This window comes from Lampropedia puyangensis, from assembly GCF_004833285.1.
Lineage (GTDB): Bacteria > Pseudomonadota > Gammaproteobacteria > Burkholderiales > Burkholderiaceae_C > Lampropedia > Lampropedia puyangensis.
The window spans coordinates 1-16,932 of the sequence record NZ_STFG01000011.1 but is presented as its reverse complement, the minus strand read 5'-3'; the positions used below and the strand labels follow the sequence as shown (position 1 = coordinate 16,932).

The following is a 16,932-nucleotide window of genomic DNA, read 5'->3' as shown; positions in this document are numbered from 1 at the left end:
TACACAGAGAAAAATCATGAAAAAAATATTTCTTACTACGCTGGCAGCACTGGTTTCCAGCACTTGTCTTCTTAGCGTCGGGTATGCCCAGACGGCCGCCGCTGCAATCCTTGTTGAGTTCCAAGGCCCAGGTGGCCATAGCAGTAGCAATTACGGGCGCACCAGCGCCTTGCACGCTGCTGCCAGATCGATTGTCAAACTGCAGGAGGCCGGCTTACCTATGGGAAGCTACTCCATCGCAGAATTGACGGGCGGAAATTCTGTGAATTCGATTGCCTCAGATGGCAAGTTCATCGTTAAACTCAACCCGCAATCAGGTATAAGTCCTGAAGACTTGCTGTCTAAAGTGAATGAGGCGGCCAAAGCGGGTACTGATGCGGAAAACGCTTTTCGTAACGTCAAACCCGGAGACCTCACTGCAGGGGCTGCGGCAGATATTCGTTATAGCGTTCAAATGCAGTAAGCCCTAGACACATGCCAGTATGTATTTAGCCCCAAGTGCACTAACGCGCTTGGGGCTAAATAGTTTTGTTGATGCAAGGGCTTGCGCTTTACGAAGGCGAGTTGTGGGTACTCAGGTTGCTGTGACGTTTAGCCTGATTGAAGCTGATGTTTCGACAGGTTCTGCAACAAAAAAACTATTTGAGAAGGCCCCGCTTACGCTCTTTCTGAAGAAGGGCTGGAAACGTCTTTTGCTCGTCACGATTGGTGGGGGTCAGATGATCTCTAGCACCTTCTCAACTGGGCGCGCCAGTCGGGTGCCTTTGGCCGTGGTCACAAACGGGCGGTTGAGTAGCACGGGGTGGGTGGCCACGGCGTTGAGCAGGCCCTCATCGTTGGCGGCATCGAGCTGCAACTCTTGGTAGATCGTTTCTTTGCTGCGAATGGCTTCGCGCACAGACAGGCCGCTGGCGCTGATTAGGGCTTGCAGTTGGGGGCGTGTCAGCGGAGTTTTGAGGTATTCCACGATGGTCGGCTCAATGCCATGGGCGCGCAGCAACTCCAGAGTTTTGCGTGAGGTGCTGCATCGGCTGTTGTGGTAAATGGTGGCAGTTGGGCTAGTCATATAAGGCGATGGTGGAATGGCCATCTGGTTTTAGCAGGTCTGCAGCATGGTGATGCGGCGGCATGTCCAGATATTGACAAATTATCGCTGGTAGTAAGTGGTTGGGTCTATGGATTGAACCTCCAAAATCCAAAAGTAAAGGATTGCGGCTGAGCATCAACATGTGCATACGAGCAAACTTGCATTTGTATGCAGAGGGCAATCAGCGGGCACATAGACTGGCCTGGGCATCCCACTGGACAACGTTCAGTGGTCATTCCATTCTTTAAGCATCAAGGGGTGCGGTTGGTGGCCAATCCCTTCAATGACCGTCAGCGTTGCAGGTGTGCCCAACGCTTGCAGTTGGGTATGCGCGGCGGTTGCCAAATGCACAGGCATGACGCTATCGGCAGTACCGTGCAAGAGGTGGATGGAAGATGCCGAGCGTTGTGTTGGCAGTTCGGCAAAACGGCCTGAGAAGCTGAATACCTCGGCAGCAGGAGGGGCAGGCAATTTGGTTGATTCCAACGCCATGATGGCGCCTTGCGAGAAGCCCGCAATAGTGGTGTGTGCAGCATCCACATTGGCTTTTTGCTGCCAATGCGCAATCGCGGCCAAAAAGCTGGGCATGGCAGCATCAACACGTGCCTGGCGGTTGTGCTCAGTAACCCCGATCACGGAAAACCACTGTAGGCCACTTGAAATGTCTGATGGCTGTGCGGATGCAATGCTGACGACAAATGCCAAAGGGTTGCGGGCGCAAAACCAATGGGCCAGCCCGAGCATGGATTGCGGCTCTGAGCCCACGCCATGGGTGAGCACCACCAATTGGTTGGGGGAGGCCGATGGCGCTTGAACAACTATAGAACGATCTGACATGGTTGACTTTGCTCCTGAGGCGATTTTTATGCGGGTTGGCGCTACGCTTGCCTTGCTGATGTAATGAAAATCAGGCGCGGCGAATCCAGGTTGGGGCTATTTGGGTGCCCTGACCTGCGCCGTAGCCAAAGTAAATGTTGAGTCCACCCACGGGTTCCAGGTAACGAGCGTTTTTCAAACCGCCTGCATCGATTGGGGTAAAACCAATGCTTTCAATCAGTACCCGCACGGTTTGCTTGGCGCGTTCGCTGTCGCTGGCGAAAAACACGGGTACTGTGGCGCCATTGGCAAACGCAGAGCCTTTAGCCAAAACTTGGGCAAACACGGTATTGAAGGCTTTGACCACTTGTGCTTGCGGCGCGGCCTTGGCAATTTCTTCCGCTGCTGAAGTGGTGTGGCCAATGGTCAAGCCCATGTAGTCAGCGGTCAGCGGGTTGGTGATGTCTACCACCACACGGCCAGAGAGGTCGCCAAGCCCTTGCAGTGCGGTGACTGCATCGCCAAAACCTACAGCCAACACCACGACATCGGAGTCACCAAGCGCTTTTGAGGGCTCCAAAGCAACGGCGCCAGGATGGGCGGCGGCCAAGGCTTGAGCCTTGCCAAGATCGCGTGCGGTGACGCGCACTTGATGACCAGCACGTGTGAGTTGTTGAACGAAACCTGCGCCCATATTGCCAGCGCCAACGACAGTGATTTTCATGGAATTGCTCCTTGGGATGGTGCGTTTTGCAACGCGATGTCGTCACTGTATTGTTTCTTTTTATTTTTATAAATATGGTGGTGGTAGACTAAATGTCTCGCATGGAGAGATTATGGATAAACTACAAGCCATGGCGACTTTTGTTGCCGTTGTGGATGCAGGCAGTTTTGTGGGAGCTATGGATACCACCGGGTTATCCAAGCCTGCGGTTTCAAGGCAAGTGGCGGAGTTGGAGCGCTTGATTGGCAGCCGATTGCTGCACCGAACTACGCGCAGCTTGTCGCTTACTGAGGATGGGCGGCGGTATTACGAACGCTGTAAAGAATTGCTGGCTGCGATCAATGATGCGGAGAATGAGGCTGGTCAACAGGTGCGCCAAGCCCATGGCCGCTTGCGGGTTGGCGCACCACAGGATTTTGGGGTGGAATTTTTAGCCCCGCTATGGGGGCAGTTTCTTGCACAAAACCCCAATGTTGAGTTGGATGTGGTGCTCTCTGATCGGGTGATGGATTTGGTGGAAGAGGGCTATGACTTGGTGGTGCGCATTGGCCACACGCCCAACTCCTCCCTAGTGGGGCGCACGCTTGCGCACACCCGCATGCTGTTGTGCGCATCTCCAGAGTATCTGGCTTCTGCCGCACCATTAGAGTCACCTGAAGATTTGGCGCACCACGCGGTGGTGGCTTACAGCTATTTTTCTACAGGCGATACATGGCGCCTGCGTGATGCACAGGGGCGCGAGCAGGCGGTACGCGTGCATCCGCGTGTCCATACCAGTAGCGGGGCATCTTGCCGGGCTTTGGCGGTTACGGGGCAGGGCATTATTTTGCAGCCGGATTTTTTACTGTATCGAGAGTTGATGGCTGGCACTTTGGTGCCGGTATTGCCGCAATGGCACTGCAACGAATTGACGATTCAGGCGCTGTACCCAACCCGCACCTTGGTGCCTGTCAAAGTGCAGCGTTTGCGTGATTTTCTGGTTCAGGCGTTGGCAGCCCCGCCATGGAGCGCGGTGGATACTGCGTCGTTGGCCAAAACAGCCAAGCCGCGCAAGAAACGCTGACGGGACAGCGCTGCTGTGCCGCTGTTTTTTTTGAAATGGCGTGATCGCTCAACGGATGTCCGTACACGCGTACACGCGCGCATAGGGCATAGGCATAGGGTTTTACAGTGGTAGCTGTGTGGCTTTGAGCGTGCGCAGCACAAAGCTTGAGCGGCTGTGGCGAATGCCTTTGATCAGGTAGAGCTTTTCACGCAGGAAACGCTCATAGTCGCGGGTGTCGCGAACTACCACGCGCAACAGGTAGTCGTAATCGCCAGAGACCAGATGCGCTTCAACGACCTCTGGAATTGCGGCCAGCGTATGGCCAAAAGCTTCCAGTGTGTTGTCAGAGTGGCTATCAAGCGTGACCTGAATCAACACCGTATCTTGTAAGCCCAAGGCCTGCGCGTTGAGCTGCACGGTGTAGCCTTCAATGATGCCTGCCTCTTCCATTTTCCGGATGCGATTCCAGCATGGTGTCGGGCTCAGGCCCACTTCCTGGCCAATTTCTTGCAAACTGGCGCGCGAGTTTTTCTGTAGTTGCGCGAGGATTTTCTTGTCTAGCTGATCCATGAGGAATAATTTTCTTTTATATTGAAATATATAGATGGAAATTCTATTTCAATAGTGTTTTGGTCTGCAAATGGGCAAAAACTTCTGCCAGCACTTGCGCACAATAAAGGCATGGAAGCAAAGGCTTTCCGGCCTTTAGTAACCAGCAAGCGCAGCCACTGGTGACCGCCAGGGCTTCTTCGGGTTGATCTGCATCCCCTTGCGCTGAGGCTCCTTAACGGGTGGAGCTGGCTCATTTGTCATGAAATTAAGCCTGCACGTGTGCAGGCTTTTTCACGTCTAGCGTGGCACGCTGAGACAGGCGCGTTTGCTTGGTTGAATTGCCCCAAGAGGCTGAAGCCGCGTACACTTTGCCCCCAATTGGCATCCAATTCTTTTGTAGCAAGGACAGACTATGCGTTGGGAAGGCAATCGACAATCCGATAACGTGGAAGACCGCCGCGCTAGTGGCGTAGGAGGGCGCAGCATTGGTATTGGCTCCATCATCGTGGCGCTGATCGCGTGGGGGGTATTTGGCATCAACCCGCTGACGGTGTTGGGCATCATGCAAGGTGGCGCGCCAACGGTACAAACACAGCAGGCGCCAGGCACCACAGGTCCTGTGGATGACCGATCAGGCCAGTTCGTGGCGACGGTGCTGGCCGATACCGAAGATGTGTGGGGCGGTATTTATTCCAATTACAAAGACCCGCGTTTGGTTTTGTTTCGTGATGCCACCTCAACGGCATGTGGTACAGGGCAGGCTGCTATGGGGCCGTTTTATTGTCCGGCAGATACCACGGTCTATATTGATTTGAGCTTTTTTGATGAGTTGAAGAGCCGTTTGGGGGCGCCTGGCGAGTTTGCGCAAGCCTATGTGATTGCCCACGAAGTGGGGCACCATTTGCAGCGCCTGCAAGGGACAACCCAAAAAATTGACAGCATGCGCGGGCGTATCAGTCAAACGGAATACAACCAGTTGAGCGTGCGCTTGGAATTGCAGGCGGACTGCTATGCCGGTGTGTGGGGCCACCATGCTGACCGCCAGCGCAAGATTCTGGAAGGTGGCGATATTGAGGCCGCGATGAACGCGGCGGCCAAAATTGGTGACGATGCCCTGCAGCGCTCTGCGGGAAGAGTGGTGCGCCCAGAGAGCTTTACCCATGGCACCAGTGATCAACGCCAGCGCTGGTTTTACACCGGACTCAAGAGCGGCGATCCACAAGCTTGTGATACGTTCAACGCCTCCCCACTGTGAGGCTTTCGCGGTCCACCGGACTGCGCCGCGTGAAAGAGGAGACGCTTGATGAAAATATCGGCACGCATTTCGGCTGCAGCCATTACCGGGGCGGCCAAAGCCATTACCGGGGCCCGCAGTATTTGGCTGGGGTGCGACCCTGTGCCTGTGCAGCGCATTTACTTTGCCAACCATTCAAGCCATAGCGATTTTGTGTTGTTGTGGGCTTCGCTGCCGCCTTTGTTGCGCAAACGTACCCGCCCAGTCGCTGGTGCGGACTACTGGTCGCAAGGCGCTGTGCGTCCTTATGTGATCCACGAGGTTTTCAATGGTGTGCTGGTCGAGCGCAACGGCGCAACCAAAACACCTGAAGCGGGCCAAATGGCAGCCCCCACTAGTGCGCCGCCGCCACAGGCTGAGCATGCGCCCGAAGCTGCCGCTTGGCATGCCGCAACGGACATGGCTGTGCATGACGTGACGGCCCATGACGCCACGGTGCATGGTGCTGCGTCAGACGCCATGCCAGAGGCTGAGTCAGTCATGGTGTCCGCAGCAATGGATGCAACCGTCCCTGCGCCGACGCCGGAACCGGAACTGGATGCGACACCGAAAACGCAGGAGATGCCTGCGGCTAAACCCGATGCGCTCGCGCCACTCAAGGCAGCATTGGATGCTGGTGACTCGCTCATCATCTTCCCTGAAGGTACCCGCAATATGCAGGAAGGTTTGCTACCGTTTAAAAGCGGTATCTACCATTTGGCCAAAGCGTATCCGCATGTGGAAATCGTGCCGGTCTGGCTGGGTAATCTCAACCGGGTGATGCCAAAAGGGGCCTTGATACCGCTGCCGCTGCTGTGCACAGTCAGCTTTGGTTCGCCCTTGCAGGTACTCGAAGGGGAAAGTAAAGACGGTTTCCTCTCGCGGGCACGCAACGCGCTGCTGCAATTGGCCGGTATCGAAGGCGAGCTGCAGCAGCCTGCAGCGGCAGAGCACGCCAGTCCACAACCCACAGAAGGGATTGCGCCATGAGTCAAGAAACGCTGCTGTTGAGTAGCCTCGTTGTGGGCCTGATGGTATTGGCCTCGGTGGTTGGCTTTGTACTGAAAATGCGCGTGGGTTTTGTGCCACATGGTGTGATTGACAACCTCAACGCACGCATCAAAGCATGGTGGGTGATGATTGTGGTGCTGGGCATTGCATTCGCACTCGGGCGCGTGGCTGTGGTGCTGCTGTTTTTTGGTATTTCGTTTTATGCCTTGCGCGAGTTTTTGACTTTGGCCCCCACTCGCCGTGCTGACTATTACGCTTTGCTGATGGCGTTTTACGTCGCTTTGCCGCTGCAATACTTTTTCATTCTCACGCAGTGGTACGGCATGATGTCCATCTTCTTGCCTGTGTATGGCTTTTTGCTGCTGCCTATTTTTGCAGCGCTTGGTGGTGATACCACCCGCTTTATGGAGCGGGCCTCCACCGTGCAATGGGGGGTGATGATTGCGGTGTACTGCATCTCTTCTATCCCCGCGCTGATGCTCATTCCTATTCCGGGTTATGAGGGGCGTAATTTGCTCTTGATTGCGTGGTTGGTGCTGGTCGTGCAAAGCTCAGACATCTTGCAATACGTGTGCGGCAAGTTGTTTGGCAAGCGCAAAATTGCGCCCTTGCTCTCGCCCTCCAAAACCGTTGAAGGTTTTGCCGGTGGTGTATTGGCGGCTTCGCTTTTGGGTGCTGCTTTGTACTGGATTACCCCGTTTCATTTCGGCCAGGCTTTTGTGATGGCTTTGCTGGTCAATCTCCTTGGTTTTGCCGGCGGATTGGTCATGTCTGCCATCAAACGTGATCGCGGCGTGAAGGATTGGGGGGCCATGATTGAAGGGCACGGTGGCATGCTCGACCGCTTGGATTCGTTGTGCTTTGCCGCCCCCATTTTTTTCCATGTGGTGCGTTATGGCTGGGGGCTACCCGTTGCCTGATTGGGGCGCCTCGGATGCGGCGGCTTTGCACACAGATGTGCAGGCCAGTCTCTGCCCTTTGTGCGGCGCCAGCAATGCATGCGCCGTGACCTTGGGGCTGGAGCCGGCGCAGTGCTGGTGTATGCACACGCCGATTGCCCCCGCTGCGCTACAGAAAGCCGCAGCGTTGCGCCCAGCCGGGGCCGCTCCAACGCAGTGCATTTGCCAAGCGTGTGGCACGGCTTTTGGCAGTGCCCAAACGTGATGTGGGTAAGTGTTCTGTCGTGCGCTGACTTCAGCAGATTGTGAGTTGATGTGATGGCTTTTGTTCTCTCTGCAGCGCAGCAACGCGCGGCTTGCCCTTGTGGTCGACAGGTCCGCGCTGGCAAACAATGCAAACCCGTGCCGTTGCACGATTGCTGCGGCCGTTTTCTGCTGTTGGATGCAGGCGAAACCGCGCCTGCGCCAGATGCTGAACACCTCATGCGCTCGCGTTATACGGCGTTCACGTTGCAGCATACTGCGTATCTGCTGGCTACTTGGCACTTGAGTACGCGGCCAACATCACTCGACTTGGATGACCAGACCCGCTGGTTAGGGCTGGAGGTGCGTGCACATACGCCGCTAGACGACACCCATAGCGAAGTGGAGTTTGTGGCGCGCTACCGCGAGCAAGGCCGCGGGCATCGCCTGCATGAGCGCAGCCGTTTTGTGAAAGAAGATGGTCGTTGGTGGTATGTGGATGGAGACTTTCAGGAGTAAGCCGCCACTTCATCGGCACGCTTGAATGTGTGGCGCTATAAAAAAACCGCTGATGCCTTGGTCAAAAGGCATCAGCGGTTTTATTTTTTGAAGTTCAGCAGGGTTTATGCACTAGCACCCAGCAGCATCGCATTGACTCGTTTGACATACGCCGCAGGGTCTGTTGGCAAGCCGCCTTCAGCCAGCACCGCTTGGTCAAACAGAATGTGGGCCAGATCATCAAACTGGGGGGATGCTTCCAGTTGCTTGACCAGCGGGTGCTCGGGGTTGACCTCGAGTACAGGCTTGGTGTCTGGCACAGCTTGGCCGGCTTGTTTCAATAGGCGTGCCAATTGGCCGCTGATTTGACCATCTTTGACCACCAGACACGCAGGCGAATCTACAAGGCGCGTGGTTGCTTGCACGTCCGAGGCTTGGTCTTTCAGCGCTTGCTTGAGGCGTTCCAGCACGGGTTTGAAGTGCTCGGCAGCTTCTTCAGCGGCTTTGCGTTCTTGCTCGTCTTGCAGGTCGCCCAAGTCCACGGCGCCTTTGGCGACGGATTGCAACGGTGTGCCATCGAATTCGTTCACGAAGCCCATGGCCCATTCATCGACCCGGTCAGTCATGAACAGCACCTCAATGCCTTTTTTCTTGAACAGCTCCAGTTGGGGGCTGCTTTGCGCGGCGCTGAGGCTGTCTGCCGTGATGTAGTAGATGGCCTTCTGGCCATCTTTCATGCGGGCTTTATAGTCGGCAAAGCCAACGCTGACGGTGTCGCTGGCGGTCGAGGCGTAACGCAGCAGCTTGGCAATGCGTTCGCGGTTGGCAAAGTCTTCGCCCAGACCTTCTTTCAGCACAGCGCCGAATTCACGGTAGAAGTGGGCGTATTTCTCCGACTCTTTCAATGCGCCAGTTTCATCGTTTTCGGTATTGTCGGCCTCATTTTTGTCGGCCACATCCGTGATGGCGTCTGCATCACTGGCCGTGGCGGCATTGGCCAATTGCTCCAACATGGCCAGCACGCGGCGTGTGTTGCCATCGCGAATGGCACGCACATCGCGGCTTTCTTGCAGGAGTTCTCGGCTGACATTCAATGGCAGGTCAGCCGAATCAATTACCCCAAACACAAAGCGCAGGTACGACGGCAGCAGCGCATCGGCCTCGTTCATGATGAATACGCGCTTGACGTAGAGCTTGATGCCCGCTTGCTTGTCACGTGTGAACAGATCCTGCGGTGCAGTGGCTGGAATGTAGAGCAGTTGTGTGTATTCGGTGGCGCCTTCCACTTTGTTGTGGCTCCAGGCCAGTGGTGCAGCAAAGTCGTGGCTCAGGCCTTTGTAGAACTCAATATATTGTTCGCTGGAAATGTCTTTCTTGGCGCGCGTCCACAAGGCATTGGCCTGGTTGATGGTTTCCCATTCACCGGTCTTGACCATGGCACCGGGCTGGCCTTCTTCTTCGGCCTCTTTCCACTCTTGCTTTTCCATTTGCACGGGCAGGCTGATGTGGTCTGAGTACTTGTTGATTACCGACTTGAGTTTCCAGCCGTTGAGGAATTCACTGGCATCATCGCGCAGGTGCAGGGTAATGCGGGTGCCCCGCGCTGCGCGTTCAATGGCCTCGACTTCAAAGTCACCCGTGCCACGACTGATCCAGCGCACACCTTCACTGGCAGCTGCACCGGCGCGGCGGGTCTCGACGGTCACCGAATCGGCCACGATGAAGGCGGAGTAAAACCCCACGCCAAACTGGCCAATCAATTGCGAGTCGGCTTTGGCATCGCCCGTGAGGCGACTGGTGAATTCACGCGTGCCACTTTTGGCAATGGTGCCCAGGTTGTCAATGGCCTCTTGCTGGCTCATGCCAATGCCATTGTCCTCAATGGTCAGGGTCTTGGCCTTTTCATCGAAACTGATGCGCACGCGCAGGTCGGCGTCATTTTCATACAGCGCAGCCTGGTTGAGTGCCTCAAAGCGCAGCTTGTCGCAGGCATCGGCCGCATTCGAGACCAGTTCGCGCAGGAAAATTTCTGGGTTGGAGTACAGAGAGTGCGTGACCAAGTGCAAAACCTGGGCGACTTCAGCTTGGAATGAGTGTTTTGTCGTGCTCATGGTTGGTGAATGAATAAACAGCAGAAGCAATAAAAAAGGGTGCGGTATGCAACCTGCCTTGCGCGGTTGCGCATCAACAGGCACCAGGCGAACGGTAGCGCCGACACCGACTAGCGCCATATGGCGCCATTGCAAGTAATTACAAGGCTGCAGATTCAATTTGTGAATTCGGTGCAGTTAAACATAGTTTGCAATAAGGCGGAGACAAGCAGGTACTTGGGCCGGACAATGCCGCCATCTTGGGCAAGCCACTACCTGGTGGGGTGGCTTGCTTGTTATTTTGAGTGATTGGATTGGAGAGAGGACTGATATGTCAACCTATAGCACCCCTAAAAAACTGGCGGCTGAGTTCATCGGCACGTTTTGGCTTGTTCTTGGTGGTTGTGGCAGCGCCGTATTGGCAGCCAAGTTCATGGCTGATGGCGTTGATACCGGTTTAGGTATCGGCTTTTTGGGCGTAGCCCTAGCCTTTGGCTTGACAGTGCTGACTGGCGCTTACGCACTGGGGCCGATTTCTGGTGGCCATTTCAACCCAGCCGTTTCTGTTGGCCTGGCCGTTGGCGGGCGTTTTTCATTTGCTGAACTGCCAGGCTATGTGATTGCACAAGTTGTGGGCGCCATTGCTGCTGCTGCTGTGTTGTATGTGATTGCCACCGGCAACGGCGCCAGCGTGGGCAATTTCGCCACCAACGGCTACGGTGATTTGTCACCCGGCAAATACAGCATGGTGGCTGCACTGGTGACCGAAGTTGTTTTGACCGCAGTGTTCTTGATCGTGATTTTAGGTGCTACAGCCAAGCGTGCGGCAGCAGGCTTTGGTGGTTTGGCTATTGGCCTGACACTGACATTGATCCATTTGATCTCTATTCCAGTGACCAACACCTCCGTCAACCCTGCCCGCAGTACAGGTGTGGCCTTGTTTGCTGAAACACCTGCTTTGGGGCAACTGTGGCTGTTCTGGGTGGCCCCTATTGTGGGCGCCATCATTGGCGCAGTGATTTATAAGGCACTGTTGGCCACCGCATCAGACGAGTAAGCCTGCAGCATCTCCACACAACAAACCCTCCGCGTGAGGGTTTTTGTTTGCCTGTCTACGCAAGCACGTATTCAAGATATTGGCTTGCTGCAATGAATAACGATAGTGCTTCACTACCAAGCGCCATGCTATGCAGGCATTGAAGGTTCGTTAGGCGCGGTATGATGGTTTCCCCTATCAAGAAGACAGACTAGCAGCACCTCAACCGCTGCGGCAAGGAGCCAGTATGCAAGTGGACATCGCTATTGTGGGCGCAGGCCCGGTGGGGCTGGGTTTTGCGCAATCGTTGCAAGGCAGTGGTTATTCGGTTGCGTTGATTGACCGACAGCCCTTGAATGACTTGGCAGCCCCTGCTTTTGATGGGCGTGAAATAGCGCTTACGCATGCCTCGCGCCACATTCTGGAGTCGTTGGGTGCATGGCAGCGGATTGATGCTCAAGCCATCTCGCCATTGCGCGATGCCCAGATTTTCAACGGCCCGTCTTTGCACGCCTTGAAAGTCGATGCCGCGTTGGTGGGGGTTGAAGAATTGGGTTATTTTGTGCCCAACCATTTGATTCGCAAAGCCCTGTTTGAGGCCGTGCAAGCCCGCAGTGATGTGCAATTGCTAGGGGGTGTGGGCGTGGTTGGTGTGCAAACGGGGCCGCAGGAGAATGTGCTGGCACTGTCTGATGGTCAGCAGGTGCACGCGCGTTTAGTGGTTGCCGCCGATAGCCGTTATTCCGAAACGCGCCGCATGATGGGCATTGCTGCCGATATGCATGATTTCGCACGCACCATGCTGGTGTGCCGCTTTGCGCATGAAGCTGAGCACGAACACATCAGCTGGCAGTGGTTTGACTACGGGCAAACCTTGGCCTTGCTGCCCCTCAACGGCAAAGCCTCCAACGTCGTATTGACCTTGCCGCCACATGAAATGCAAGCTTTGCTGGAGCTTGACGATGCAGCCTTCTCGGCCAACATCACACAGCGCTTTGCCCACCGTTTGGGTGCGATGCACAAACAAGGCAAACCGCACAGCTATCCGCTGGTAGGCGCCTATGCACGCCGTTTTGTGGCCCACCGCTATGCCTTGGTGGGCGATGCGGCAGTCGGCATGCATCCCATTACCGCCCACGGCTTTAACTTTGGCCTGCAAAGCCAGAAAAGGTTGGCTGACCAGTTGTGGCTGGCCAAACGCCGCAATGCCGATGTGGCTGATCCCGCATTCTTGGCCACCTATGAGCGCCAACATCGTGCGGCCACTTGGCCGCTGTACCAAGCCACCAACGCCATTGCCAAACTCTACACAGACGACCGCGCCCCTGTGCGCGCCATACGCGGTGGCATGCTGCGCATGGCCCAAGCCGTCCACCCATTTCGTAAGCTGCTTGCCAGCCACCTCACACAAACCCACCGTGCATCATTGGGGTAAGCCGGGGGCGGGGCAGATTTATGCATGAATAAGCGCTGTGCGTGTCGGCGTCACGGTCTTCCAGATTGCGAGGGCACAGAATGCCAAAAGACCGTAGATGGAAATGCAGTCTGAATCAGCTCGAATGCAAAAAAGGCAAGCGCTTATTGGGCCAGAGGGCGATGTAAGCAGGCAATCAGGCCGAACAGTTGGCGGCGAGCATCCAGATGCAAGCCTAGCTGTTTAGTCCGTGGCACCATTGCGCTTGAACAGAACCTGCATTTCTATAGCAGGAGCGCGATAACCGCAAGCAACGAAAAAGCGCTTGGCATCACCGAGTGGTTTGACGTAAATGGGAATACCCGTAAATTCGCTTTCAACAGCAGAAAGTAAAGCGCGACCTATACCTTTTCCTTGTGCCAATGGATGCACAACCAACTCGCCTAGCATGGTGGAAAAGGCGTGGTCGCTAAACGCACTAACGTAGCCCCATAAAGCACCACTGTCTGAGCGAACGTAGGCAACGTAAGGATATGCTGCTAATGAGCGCTGGACTAATTCCTCAGAATAGTGTGAGCCCCAGCCGACGGATTCCATGAGAGATGAATACTCTGGCGTGGAAATGTTTTTGTCTGTGAAAATGCGGCAGGTCATGTGACAGGAATGAGTTTGTGGGGACGCTAACGTTTGACATGACCTGCGTTCAACAGGCGTGGCCCATCGGTTGGCCTCTCGGTGGAAGGGTTATAACTCGGCACTTTTCAGTCACTCAGAAGCAGCGCCGTTGCCCACTTACGGTTGCAGAAAGTGCTGCTCCCAGACTGTACCGACGCGGGAGTATGCAGTGCGGGCATGAAGTCGATTCTCCTTGAACTCAAGAAACTCAATGTATTCAGCGCACAACCTGAATCCGCCCCAATTGTCGGGGCGGGGAATTGATTTTCCATCGCTCGCGGCTACAGCACGTGCGTACTGTTCTGAAAGCGTTTCAAGGCTTGCGAGAGGACGACTTTGCTGAAACGTAGCTGTGGCAATCTGGGCATCCCGTAGGCGACCGACCCAATGAGCCTTAGCCTCTTGGTCGGATATAGGCGAAGCCAAACCTTTGATGCGCACCTGCGTGGCAATGTGTTCCCACCATAGCGTGATGCCGGTTTTTGGGTTGCGGCATATGTCCAATGCTTTTCCAGAGTCCAAAGGCGAGCAAAAGACAAAGCCTGCCGCGTTTGCTTCTTTAAGGTCGACGAATCGCGAGTTCGGGTATCCATCTTCATCGATAGTGGAAACACACACAGCGTTCCGGTGTTTGGATGTTCCACGGCATTTGGCGTCTAGCCAAATGGTGTTGAAGAGATTAATTGGATCGTGCATCGACTGTCTCGAGTTCTAACGCCGCCGACTTGCCGGAGCGAGGCAGAGATGAGGCGGTCGGCTTGAGCCTCTTGTTAGGGTTGCGAATAGCACGCTTGTGCTTCCGTTGATACTCCTGGCGCTGCTTGGCGATCTCGTATAACACAATGCCAGTAGTGGTTCCGAGGTTCAGGCTTTCAACCATTCCGAACATGGGAATCGAAACGCAGAACGCACCGCGCTCTACGACTAGGTCACTCACGCCCCGAGACTCATTTCCGAACCAGACTGCGAGGCGAGGCTGCGTGTAGTCCGCTTCGTGGAGGATGAAGTTCTGATGTCCCTTCACATGTGGTGAGGTTACGATCGATGTAAAGCGTTTCTTCTCCAAGTGCTCCAGACATTGATCGGTGCTGTCAAACCGCCTGACGAAGCTCCATTGAATAGCTGAGACCGAAGTTGTCGAAAGAGATTTTCTCGACCTCATTTGCTGCCAATCATCTGGCAAGGATTTGCGGCGATCCACAATGTAGGTCTTCTCCACGCCAAGAGCATTGACGTTTCGAATGACTGTGCCGATGTTCCGAATGTCGATCGGATTTTCGAGAACTGCAATGAGGTTCTTGCAGCGATACGGCCTGATCGAATCGGCTCGCTGTCGGGCTGAGCTCTTGGAAGTTTCCATTGACTAAAAACCTAACTTACAAGGTAAGCCGCTGGCGAACCCAGTCGGCTTGACCGCCATGTTAGGTTACTAAAAAGTGACGACTTGAGAAATGGATTTCATTTTCTTCCATATATCTGTAGATTAATCTTGAGCATCGCATTTCTGTGTCGCCATTTGAGCTTTCAATGTACACGCGCTTGAGTTTATCGATGCGGCTGTTGAAGAAATGAGGGCTGCTTAAATACTGCAGATTGGTCCAGTCAGCACCTATGAAAACAAGCTCTAATATGGGCTTGTCTGCAGAGCATGCTTCCAAAAGCAAATGAATATTGAAGCTAAAGAAACCACCAACGGCTGCTCTGTCTGGTGGAAAGTAATCGTAATCCTTGTTGGATGCATAGAACTTAAGCGTGGTTGAGTCGTCCCAGCAATTGGATTGGTTAAGTAGCTCTAGGTCAGATGCGGTGTCTATTTTTATCCACGTCATGAGTCACCTAACGTTTGAGGTAAGCGGCACGCTTTAGCGCGTCCGGGTTGACTGAGAGGTTATGCGCCATAGCGACCATCTGGGTAACGGAAACGATACTGGTCCCCATTGAAATCTGTAACTGCTACCGATTCTTCGCCGAGAACCAATGAGCCCGTAAAAATATCTCTCCCAGACGATTGCCAAACGATCTCGCCGCTCTCAGTAAATCGCGATATTTCAAGCTCGCCATGAGAAATGAGTGAGCACGTGGGTTCATGAAAGTGAACACCGAAGCAAGTAGCGGTGTCTATGCGCAGAAACCATTTGAACTCAAATGATTGCAGTAGCAGACAGATGACACTATCGGAAACGGCTAAGTAGAGACACCCGTTGTGGAATACGGCTGAATGCTCATGCACTCCGCTCGCGCCACCGGTTGCACCAAACACAGCAATCGGGTCTTCGTTCAGGAAAACGCCGTGAACAGACACTGGCGGCGCCCCCGAATCTAGGTTCTTTTCAAATGGGTACGAGCGAACGTTATCCGATGAGCCAAAGGTGTAGGTGGGCTCATTGATTACCGAAAAATCGCCTAGTTCAGTGCGTAGAATCATGACGCATAACGTTTGGGGTAACCGGCTTGCGAAGCAAGTCCGGTTGACCGAGGTGTTAGGTTGCACTGCGTCGACCGAGGTATTGAGCGAAACGCATGAGGTACCCATCTGGATCTTGCGCAAGGAGCTCGCGCTGCCCTTCTTGTTGGGTCTGCGACACTGGATACCACGTGTCCTTCATGGGGCGAAAGAGTGGTACACCTAGCAGCTCAAGGGCAACCTGTACTTTATTTGCATTAGTGACTTCGATCTGAAAGTTAACTCCTCGGCCAAGCGGTCGATCGAGGGGAGCAACATTCCAACTCTGAGTGTGCTCTTGTTCAAGCATGAGCTGCGCTTGACCAAGCTCCAGGTAGGCAAACGCTGGTTGTTTGCGCCTGAACCGGATACTGAAGCCGACTGCAACGTAAAAACGCAATGAATCCTCAAGGTTGCAGACTGTGAGCTCGGGGACGAGTGGGTTCCAGTATTGGTCTTGTTCCATGGGCAGCAAAGCAAAGCTCTCTGTGAGGCCTAACGCCTGAATTAAGCCGCGCCGCGAAATGGCATCGGCTTGAATGAGTAAAAAGGAGCCTCCCCTCAAGCATCCCTCTNTACGCCGCAGCGCCTTTGCCCAGTGGCTTGCGCAACTGCCTGTAGGCACCATCGTCGCCATGGAAGCATGCTCCAGTGCCCACCACTGGGCCAGACGCAGCCTTCAATACGGCCTGCAACCCAAACTCATGGCCGCCCAATTCGTCAAACCCTTTCGCAAAGCCCAAAGCAGCAAGAACGACCGCAATGACGCAGACGCCATAGCCATTGCTCAAGGCGATACCGCACTGCGCAAAGCTCTAGGTGATAGCGACACCAGAGCCACACTGCCACCCATCTTGTTGCAAGCGCTCGACCACCTCAGCGCCCACTGGTACCAAGTACGAGAGCGTCTGCACGAATGCGACCAACACATTGCAGCCCATGCTGCACAAGACCAGCGTTGCCAAAGAGCCCAACAAATCACAGGAGTTGGTGTGCTCACCGCCGATGCACTGGTCGCCCACATTGGTGATGGCCGCGACTTCCACAACGGCAGACAACTGGCCGCATGGCTAGGTCTGGTGCCCACACAGCACTCCACAGGAGGCAAAGCCAAACTCGGGCACAT

Annotated in this window: 19 protein-coding genes and 2 pseudogenes; 10 read left to right on the top strand and 11 right to left on the bottom strand. The window is 54.8% G+C overall.

Going from position 1 to position 16,932, the window contains the following annotated elements; translation table 11 throughout:
* The first annotated feature begins 16 nt into the window (after positions 1-16).
* Positions 17-463: a peptidase dimerization domain-containing protein gene (locus E9531_RS10650; protein ID WP_136573747.1), complete on the top strand. Its 447-nt coding sequence runs from the start codon at positions 17-19 to the stop codon at positions 461-463.
* 252 nt (positions 464-715) lie between these two features.
* Here the strand turns inward: E9531_RS10650 and arsC are convergent, their stop codons facing one another.
* From arsC to E9531_RS10635, 3 genes and pseudogenes are all read right to left on the bottom strand, one after another.
* Positions 716-1,066: an arsenate reductase (glutaredoxin) gene (gene arsC, locus E9531_RS10645; protein ID WP_136573746.1), complete on the bottom strand. Its 351-nt coding sequence runs from the start codon at positions 1,064-1,066 to the stop codon at positions 716-718.
* Positions 1,067-1,312: 246 nt separating this feature from the next.
* A complete protein-coding gene (gene ypfH, locus E9531_RS10640) occupies positions 1,313-1,924 on the bottom strand; it encodes an esterase (protein ID WP_136573745.1) in 612 nt (203 codons plus the stop codon).
* A gap of 70 nt (positions 1,925-1,994) precedes the next feature.
* Positions 1,995-2,648 (bottom strand): annotated as a pseudogene (locus E9531_RS10635) (NADPH-dependent F420 reductase); the annotation flags it as partial.
* Between the two features lie 91 nt (positions 2,649-2,739).
* Here E9531_RS10635 and E9531_RS10630 point away from each other — a divergent pair.
* Positions 2,740-3,690: a LysR family transcriptional regulator gene (locus tag E9531_RS10630; protein ID WP_136573743.1), complete on the top strand. Its 951-nt coding sequence runs from the start codon at positions 2,740-2,742 to the stop codon at positions 3,688-3,690.
* Between the two features lie 102 nt (positions 3,691-3,792).
* Here E9531_RS10630 and E9531_RS10625 read toward each other — a convergent pair whose 3' ends face one another.
* On the bottom strand, positions 3,793-4,242 hold the full coding sequence (locus E9531_RS10625) for an Lrp/AsnC family transcriptional regulator (protein ID WP_136573742.1): 450 nt from the start codon (positions 4,240-4,242) through the stop codon (positions 3,793-3,795).
* 394 nt (positions 4,243-4,636) lie between these two features.
* Here E9531_RS10625 and ypfJ point away from each other — a divergent pair, with 394 nt between their 5' ends.
* From ypfJ to E9531_RS10600, 5 genes are read left to right on the top strand one after another with little or no spacing between them, the layout of a single operon-like run.
* Complete coding sequence (ypfJ, locus tag E9531_RS10620) at positions 4,637-5,479, top strand: KPN_02809 family neutral zinc metallopeptidase (RefSeq protein ID WP_136573741.1); 843 nt, start codon at positions 4,637-4,639, stop codon at positions 5,477-5,479.
* A 48-nt stretch (positions 5,480-5,527) separates the two neighbouring features.
* Positions 5,528-6,487 (top strand): lysophospholipid acyltransferase family protein, encoded by a 960-nt coding sequence (locus tag E9531_RS10615; RefSeq protein ID WP_136573740.1) that lies wholly within the window; start codon positions 5,528-5,530, stop codon positions 6,485-6,487.
* A complete protein-coding gene (locus E9531_RS10610; protein WP_136573739.1) occupies positions 6,484-7,428 on the top strand; it encodes a phosphatidate cytidylyltransferase in 945 nt (314 codons plus the stop codon). The genes E9531_RS10615 and E9531_RS10610 overlap by 4 nt, the downstream gene beginning before the upstream one ends.
* Positions 7,403-7,672 (top strand): cysteine-rich CWC family protein, encoded by a 270-nt coding sequence (locus E9531_RS10605; protein ID WP_136573738.1) that lies wholly within the window; start codon positions 7,403-7,405, stop codon positions 7,670-7,672. The genes E9531_RS10610 and E9531_RS10605 overlap by 26 nt, the downstream gene beginning before the upstream one ends.
* Positions 7,673-7,725: 53 nt before the next feature.
* A complete protein-coding gene (locus tag E9531_RS10600; protein WP_158291763.1) occupies positions 7,726-8,169 on the top strand; it encodes a YchJ family protein in 444 nt (147 codons plus the stop codon).
* 104 nt (positions 8,170-8,273) lie between these two features.
* Here E9531_RS10600 and htpG read toward each other — a convergent pair whose 3' ends face one another.
* Positions 8,274-10,259, bottom strand: coding sequence for a molecular chaperone HtpG (htpG, locus tag E9531_RS10595; RefSeq protein ID WP_136573737.1), 1,986 nt, complete (start codon positions 10,257-10,259; stop codon positions 8,274-8,276).
* Between the two features lie 310 nt (positions 10,260-10,569).
* On the opposite strand from htpG, the gene aqpZ reads away from it, so the two are divergent.
* Positions 10,570-11,295: an aquaporin Z gene (gene aqpZ, locus E9531_RS10590; protein ID WP_136573736.1), complete on the top strand. Its 726-nt coding sequence runs from the start codon at positions 10,570-10,572 to the stop codon at positions 11,293-11,295.
* 226 nt (positions 11,296-11,521) lie between these two features.
* Positions 11,522-12,709, top strand: coding sequence for a 5-demethoxyubiquinol-8 5-hydroxylase UbiM (gene ubiM, locus E9531_RS10585; protein ID WP_136573735.1), 1,188 nt, complete (start codon positions 11,522-11,524; stop codon positions 12,707-12,709).
* A gap of 222 nt (positions 12,710-12,931) precedes the next feature.
* Here ubiM and E9531_RS10580 read toward each other — a convergent pair whose 3' ends face one another.
* The 6 genes from E9531_RS10580 to E9531_RS10555 form a co-directional block, all read right to left on the bottom strand.
* Positions 12,932-13,285 (bottom strand): GNAT family N-acetyltransferase, encoded by a 354-nt coding sequence (locus tag E9531_RS10580; protein ID WP_158291762.1) that lies wholly within the window; start codon positions 13,283-13,285, stop codon positions 12,932-12,934.
* Between the two features lie 195 nt (positions 13,286-13,480).
* A complete protein-coding gene (locus E9531_RS10575) occupies positions 13,481-14,059 on the bottom strand; it encodes a pyridoxine/pyridoxamine 5'-phosphate oxidase (RefSeq protein ID WP_136573733.1) in 579 nt (192 codons plus the stop codon).
* Positions 14,043-14,723, bottom strand: a complete 681-nt coding sequence (locus tag E9531_RS10570) for a TrmH family RNA methyltransferase (protein WP_136573732.1) — start codon at positions 14,721-14,723, stop codon at positions 14,043-14,045. The genes E9531_RS10575 and E9531_RS10570 overlap by 17 nt, the downstream gene beginning before the upstream one ends.
* A gap of 61 nt (positions 14,724-14,784) precedes the next feature.
* Positions 14,785-15,192, bottom strand: a complete 408-nt coding sequence (locus E9531_RS10565; protein ID WP_136573731.1) for a hypothetical protein — start codon at positions 15,190-15,192, stop codon at positions 14,785-14,787.
* Positions 15,193-15,251: 59 nt separating this feature from the next.
* Entirely contained in the window at positions 15,252-15,788 is a 537-nt protein-coding gene (locus E9531_RS10560; protein WP_136573730.1) for a hypothetical protein, read from the bottom strand.
* Positions 15,789-15,843: 55 nt separating this feature from the next.
* The gene (locus tag E9531_RS10555; protein WP_136573729.1) at positions 15,844-16,272 is read right to left on the bottom strand and encodes a bleomycin resistance protein; all 429 of its coding nucleotides are present in this window, start codon (positions 16,270-16,272) and stop codon (positions 15,844-15,846) included.
* A gap of 112 nt (positions 16,273-16,384) precedes the next feature.
* Between E9531_RS10555 and E9531_RS10550 the strand changes: the two are divergent.
* A pseudogene (locus tag E9531_RS10550) lies at positions 16,385-16,932 on the top strand (transposase); the annotation flags it as partial.